Consider the following 6,248-nt stretch of genomic DNA (forward strand, 5'->3'; position numbering starts at 1 on the left):
GCGGCGAGGGAGAGCGCGAGCGTCAGCGCCGCCGCCAGGATCGCCCCGCCACGCCGCCCGCGTCTACGCGCGCGTCAGCGGGGCGCTCTCCTCGTCGCTGCAGGTGGAGTCGCTGAAGGTCGCGCCGGAGGGCGCGTGGCTCGGCACGGGGAGCGTCCTGGTCACCTACCGGGTCCGCAACGCGGGCAACGTGCGGCTCGCCGCGACGACGCGGATCGGGCGTGAGCGGCCCGTTCGGCGTCGGGCTCGGGCGCGCCGCCACCAGGCGGGTGCCCGAACTGCTGCCGGGCAACGCCTACACGTTCACCGACCGCGTCCGGGGCGTGTTCCCCGCCGGGCCGCTCACCGCCACGCTCAAGCTGTCGCCGCAGGACGGGATGGACGCCTCGCCGGGCGCGGCGCGTCCGACCGTCCGCACGGCCGGTTGGTGGGCCACACCCTGGACGGCCGTGGGTCTGGTCGTGATCGCCGTCGCCGCCCTGCTCGTGCTGCGCCGCCGCAGGACGCGCCCATGAAGGCCCTCCTGGCCGGGACGTTCGCGCTCCCCTCCCTCCTCTTCGGCGCGCCCGGGCCGTCCGTCGAGATCGACCGCGCCGAGGCGAGGGCGGGGGACACCGTCACCGTCGACCTCGCCGCCTGGCCCGCCGGGAACGTGCTGATCGAGCTGTGCGGCAACGGCGGCGAGCGCGGCTCCGACGACTGCGCCGTGGCCGCCGCGGCGACGACGTTCGTGACCCGGGAAGGCCGCGGCACCGCGATGATCACCGTGGTGCGGCCGCCGATCGGCTGCCCCTGCGTCGTGTCGGCCCGTCCGGTCACGGGAGGGCGGGCGCGGACCGTCCCGCTGAAGATCGAGGGCGTGCCGACGCTCACGGCGGCTCAGCGCCGCACGGTGTCCGCGGGTCCGGCGCGGGACCTCACCGTGTCGGGGGTGCGGGTCAGCGGGGGCGGGCCGTCCGCCGCGTGGTTCGCCGGGCCCGCCCACCGGACGGTGACGTTCACCGTCCGTAACACCGGCGCGGCGCCCGCCACCGACCCGCCGCTCACGTTGTCGGCCGGACGCGGCGCCGAGCCGACCGGCATCCTGGACGCCCCCAGGATCGGGACGCTCGCGCCCGGCCAGCAACGCACCTACGAGGTCGATGTGACGCTGCCCGGCCCCGCATTTGGCCGGTACACGGTCGTGGGCGAGCTGACCGGCGTCGACCGTCCCGCCCGGTTCAGGGCGCATACCTCGTCCTACCCGTGGGCGCTGCCCGCGCTGCTCGCGCTCGCCGTCCCGGCGACCGTGGTCAGGGAGCTCACGAGCAGGCACAGGCCCGCCGGCCGTCCACCGGCGGCGGCTCACGCCGTGCCCGCCTCGCGGACGGCGGCCACCATGAACGAGATCGTCGCCGCGAACATCCGCCGGTGGCGGCTCGTCCGCGACCTGCCGAGGACGGCGCTCGCCGAGAAGCTGACCTCGCTCACCGGCACCGCCTGGACGGCCGGGCAGGTCGAGCACGCGGAGACCTTCACGCCGCCCCGCCGGTTCGACGCCGACGAACTGCTCGCGTTCAGCCAGGCCCTGGACGTTCCGCTCCCCGCACTCTTCCTCCCACCGGACGGGTACAGAATCTCTCGTGCGGATGTCGAGGACGCGGGCACGGCTCCGACCATCTGATGAGCGGCGCCACGAGGGCGTCCGGAGGGAAGGCACCGACATGAGCAAGGTCACCTGCGACATCACGATCTCCGTGGACGGTTTCGCCGCGGGCCCGAACCAGCGCGTGGACGAGCCGCTCGGCGACGGCGGCGAGCTGCTGCACCGCTGGATGTTCGAGGAGGCCGAGGCCAACGCCGACGCCGTCGCGGCCATCACGGACGCGGGCGCGTTCGTCATGGGCCGCAACATGTTCACCGCCGGGCGCGGCGACTGGGACCTGGAGTGGAACGGCTACTGGGGCGAGGAGCCGCCGTACCACGCGCCGGTGTTCGTCCTGTCCCACCACCCGCGCGAGCCGGTCCCGATGAAGGGCGGCACCACCTTCACCTTCGTCACCGACGGGATCGGGGCGGCCCTCGCCCGCGCCCGGGAGGCGGCGGGGGACCGGGACGTCGCGATCTGCGGCGGCGCCCAGACGGTGAACCAGTACCTGGCGGCGGGCCTGATCGACGAGCTCCGCCTGCACGTCGCGCCGATGGTCCTCGGCGGCGGCGCCCGCCTGTTCGACGGTGTCGGCGACATCGGTCTCGAACAGACCGCCGTGTCGGGCACCGGCCTCGTCACGCACATCACCTACCGTGCGGCCCCGCCGCGCGGATGACGTCCAGGAGGCGCGCGACCTCCGCGGCGACGGCGTCCCTGCCCGGGGCGACGTACCGGCGCGGGTCCACCAGGCGCGGGTCCGCGGCCAGCCGGCCGCGGACCGCCGCCGTGTAGACCTCGTTGAGCCGCGTCGCGATATTGATCTTCGTCATGCCGTGCGCGACGGCGGCGGTGAGGACGCCGTCGGGCACGCCGGACGAGCCGTGCAGCACCAGCGGGACGGGCACCGCCGCCCGCAGCCGCGCGATCAGCGGCAGGTCAAGGACGGCGTCGCGGGTCGGCATCGCGTGGGACGTCCCGACCGCGACGGCCAGCGCGTCCACACCGGTCGCCGCGACGTAACCGGCCGCCTCGCCGGGATCGGTGCGGGCGTGCGGGGCGTGCACGCCGTCCTTGCCGCCGATCTCCCCGAGCTCAGCCTCCACCCAGATGCCGCCGGCGTGGCAGCGGGCGGTCACCTCCGCCGTGCTCGCCACGTTCGCGTCATGGCCGAGCGCGGACGCGTCGAACATCACCGACCCGAACCCCAGCGCGACGGCCTCCCTGACGAGGTCCGCGGACGTCGCGTGGTCCAGATGGACGACGACCGGGACGGCGGCGGCGCGCCCGACCTCCAGCACCGCCCGCCCGATCGGCGCGAGCGCACCGTGGTAGGCCGCGCAGTTCTCGCTCACCTGCAGCACCACGGGCGCCCCGGCGCGCTCGGCCCCGGCGACGATCGCCTCGGCGTGCTCCAGGTGGATCACGTTGAACGCGCCGAGCCCGCGCCCCCGCGCGGCGGGCCCGGCGACGACGTCACTCATGGCCGCGAGCGGCATGGTCCTCCTCCCGCGTGACGGCGACGCGCGCGAGCAGCGCGGGGAGGGCCGCCGCGTCGACCTCGCCGGCGACGGGGGAGCGGACCGCGCACGCCGCCAGCGCGACCGCGTTCCGGAGCCGGTCCGGCCAGGACAGGCCGCTCGCCAGGCCCGCCGCGAGACCGGCCACCAGCGCGTCGCCCGCGCCGGTCGGATTGCCGGACTCCGGACGGTCCAGGGCCGCGCGGAGGACGCCCTCAGAAGTCGCGGCCAGGACCCCGTCCGCGCCCAGCGACCCGACGACGGCTCCCGCGCCCGCGTCGCGGAGCGACCGGATCCCCACGGCCCGGTCGCGGGTCCCGGCCGCGCGGGTCAGCTCCTCGGCGTTCGGCTTCACCACGCCGGGACGTCCGGCGAGGCCGAGCCGCAGCGCCTGCCCGTCCGCGTCCAGGATCACCGGGCCGGGGGCGCGACGGGCCAGCTCGGCGTAGGCGTCCGGCGGGACTCCTGGCGGGAGGCTCCCCGCCAGCACGACCACGGCGGCGTCCCGGGCCAGCCGCCCGTAGTCGCCGAGGAAGGCCGCCCACTCCTCGCCGGTCACCGTGGGCCCGGGCTCGTTGAAGACCGTGACCTCGGCGCCGACGACGGTGACCGTCCGGCGCGCCTCCCCGGAAGTCCGCGTGAACGACGCGGGGACGCCCAGGGACGCGAGGCCCTCCTCGATCTGCCGTCCCGTGACGCCGCCCGCCAGCCCGGCCGCCGTCACCTCGTGGCCGAGGCCGTGCAGCACGCGGGCCACGTTGACGCCCTTGCCGCCCGGCCGCCGGTGCACGGCCGCCACCCGGTTCATCTCGCCGAACCGGACGTCCGGCACCTCGTAGGTGTCGTCGAGCGCGGCGTTCAGGGTGACGGTGAGGATCATGCCCTGTCGTCCAGGATCGCCGGGTCCTCCAGGATCACCGAGCGGGTGAGATGGCGCGGCCGGTCAGGGTTCCGGCCCGCCGCGACGGCCAGCGCGACCGCCACGCGCTGGACCCGGACGAGTTCGGCCAGCGGATCGGCGTCCGAGACGCGCAGCAGCCCGCCCGTCGCCCGCACCTCGCCGCGCAGGCCGTCCGGGAGCGCCCCGAACGCCCACACCGCGCGGCCCGGGCCGGTGATGCTGATCGGGCCGTGCCGGTACTCCATCGCCGGGTACGCCTCCGTCCATGACCCGGCGGCCTCCCGCAGCTTGAGCGCCGCCTCCCGCGCGATGCCGGCCGTCCAGCCGCGGCCGAGGAAGGTGAACTGCCCGGCGTCCAGCAGCTCCGGCGGGAGCGGGTCGCGGACGGCGCCCTCCGCGTCGGCGATCGCGGCCGCCACGTCCTCGCCGAGATGGGCGCGCAGCAGGATCAGCTGCGACGTGGCGAACCGCGTCTGGACGACCGACTCCTCGTCCGCGAAGTCCAGGCCGATCACCGTGCCCGCCAGGTCGGCCACGGGCGCGCCCGGCACGGCGGTGATCGCGGTCGTCCGGACCGTCCCGGCGAGGCGGTCGAGGACGTCCAGCACCTCGGTCGTTGTCCCGGACCGGCTCAGCGCGAGCACCCGGTCATAGCGGCGGTCGAGCGGCATCTCCGAGGCGGGGAACGCGTCGGTCTCGCCGTGCCCGGCGGCCTCGCGCAGCGCCGCATACGCCTGCGCCATGAACCACGAGGTCCCGCAGCCGACCACCGCGACCCGCTCGCCGCGTCCGGGGAGCGCGTCGCCCGCGCTCTCCGCGAGCCCGGCGGCCCTGCGCCAGCACTCCGGCTGCGCGGCGATCTCGACGCTGGTACGGCTGTCGCCCATGAGTCCTCGCCTCTGCACGTTTCAGCTCAAAACTCACCTCAATCATCAATAAACGAGCAGCAAGACACAAGACAGGGAACGCCGTCCTGTCCCGTGGACGGGTAATGGGACGGTCGCTGATTGCGACATCGCCCAAAGCCCCTATCATGGCGTCTTCCGGATCTCGTCAATCCGGCAGCGCCGTACAAACCCGCCAACGAGGCGCGGGCACGACGAAGGGCGCGGTCGCGACTTCGTCTCCTTCGCTCTCGACCACGATGACGTTGGAGCTGCTAGCCGCATGATCAAGCACCAGACCGCGCCCCCCGCGTCCCTCGACGACGTCAAGGGCTGGTTCCCCAAGATCGACCAGATGCTGTTCACCTGGTTCCTGGAGCGCCAGGAACGCCTCGGGGAGACCGGCGACCTGGTGGAGCTCGGCTCCTACCTCGGCAAGAGCGCGATCCTCATGGGCCGCCACCGCCGCGCGGACGAGACCTTCACGGTCTGCGACCTCTTCGACTCCGAGGCCCCGGACGACTCCAACCAGGCCGAGATGAACGGCTCGTACTCCTCCCTGACCCGCACCGCCTTCGAGACGAACTACGGCGCCTTCCACGACCGGCTGCCCGAGATCATCCAGGCGCCGACGTCGGTGATCCTCGACCATGTCGAGCCCGAGAGCTGCCGCTTCGTGCACGTCGACGCGTCCCACCTCTACGAGCACGTGAGCGGCGACATCCAGGCCGCGCACATCATGCTGCCCGCCGGCGGCGTCATCGTGTGCGACGACTACCGGTCCGAGCACACCCCCGGCGTCTCCGCGGCCGTCTGGGAGGCGGTGGCCGTGCACGGCCTGCGCCCGATCTGCGTCACCACCCAGAAGCTCTACGGCACCTGGGGCGACGTGGAAACGGTGCAGGACGAGCTGCTGGAGTGGCTGCAGAAGCAGGACAACGTCTGGCACGAGGTCCAGCAGGTCGCCGGACGCCGCCTCGTCCGCATCAAGGGCAAGTGGGCGCCGTCGAGCGAGGTCCAGCGGCTGAAGGACCGGCTCGCCAAGGCGCAGGACAAGATCGCCCGCATGGAGGACCGCCTGGCCCGCACGCGCGACGAGCTGGCCGCCGTCCGCGGCTCGGTCAGCTTCAAGGTCGGCCGGTCGGTCACCGCCCTGCCCCGAGCCCTCCGTCGCCGGAACCCCGGCTCGTAACCCTGCGCCCCTCTCGGAGGGCGCGCGGTACTAGGCCGTCGAGGAGATCACGCTCTCGATCCAGGCCCGGTGCACGGTCACGTCGGTGTAGATGCCCATTCCCGTCTGTCTCTTATACACCTCT

The 6,248-nt window shown here is 74.4% G+C and carries 7 protein-coding genes; 4 read left to right on the forward strand and 3 right to left on the reverse strand.

The window, feature by feature from the left end:
• Positions 1-221: 221 nt before the first annotated feature.
• From ETD83_RS18635 to ETD83_RS18645, 3 genes are read left to right on the forward strand one after another with little or no spacing between them, the layout of a single operon-like run.
• Positions 222-515, forward strand: coding sequence for a hypothetical protein (locus tag ETD83_RS18635; protein ID WP_138646404.1), 294 nt, complete (start codon positions 222-224; stop codon positions 513-515).
• Positions 512-1,663, forward strand: a complete 1,152-nt coding sequence (locus tag ETD83_RS18640) for a hypothetical protein (protein ID WP_138646405.1) — start codon at positions 512-514, stop codon at positions 1,661-1,663. The genes ETD83_RS18635 and ETD83_RS18640 overlap by 4 nt, the downstream gene beginning before the upstream one ends.
• A gap of 40 nt (positions 1,664-1,703) precedes the next feature.
• On the forward strand, positions 1,704-2,306 hold the full coding sequence (locus ETD83_RS18645) for a dihydrofolate reductase family protein (protein WP_138646406.1): 603 nt from the start codon (positions 1,704-1,706) through the stop codon (positions 2,304-2,306).
• Here the strand turns inward: ETD83_RS18645 and ETD83_RS18650 are convergent.
• The 3 genes from ETD83_RS18650 to ETD83_RS18660 are packed head-to-tail and all read right to left on the reverse strand — an operon-like array spanning position 2,275 to position 4,935.
• Positions 2,275-3,111 carry a class II fructose-bisphosphate aldolase gene (locus ETD83_RS18650; RefSeq protein WP_230421009.1) on the reverse strand — a complete coding sequence of 279 codons (837 nt, stop codon included), beginning with the start codon at positions 3,109-3,111 and terminating at the stop codon, positions 2,275-2,277. The genes ETD83_RS18645 and ETD83_RS18650 overlap by 32 nt on opposite strands.
• On the reverse strand, positions 3,104-4,027 hold the full coding sequence (locus ETD83_RS18655; protein ID WP_138646408.1) for a 1-phosphofructokinase family hexose kinase: 924 nt from the start codon (positions 4,025-4,027) through the stop codon (positions 3,104-3,106). Before ETD83_RS18655 ends, ETD83_RS18650 begins: the two co-directional genes overlap by 8 nt.
• Positions 4,024-4,935, reverse strand: a complete 912-nt coding sequence (locus ETD83_RS18660; protein WP_138646409.1) for an SIS domain-containing protein — start codon at positions 4,933-4,935, stop codon at positions 4,024-4,026. Before ETD83_RS18660 ends, ETD83_RS18655 begins: the two co-directional genes overlap by 4 nt.
• 280 nt (positions 4,936-5,215) lie before the next feature.
• Here ETD83_RS18660 and ETD83_RS18665 point away from each other — a divergent pair, with 280 nt between their 5' ends.
• The gene (locus ETD83_RS18665; RefSeq protein ID WP_138646410.1) at positions 5,216-6,124 is read left to right on the forward strand and encodes a class I SAM-dependent methyltransferase; all 909 of its coding nucleotides are present in this window, start codon (positions 5,216-5,218) and stop codon (positions 6,122-6,124) included.
• Positions 6,125-6,248 lie beyond the last annotated feature (124 nt).

Origin of the sequence: Actinomadura soli, from assembly GCF_005889715.1 — a bacterium.
Classification (GTDB): Bacteria; Actinomycetota; Actinomycetes; order Streptosporangiales; family Streptosporangiaceae; genus Spirillospora; species Spirillospora soli.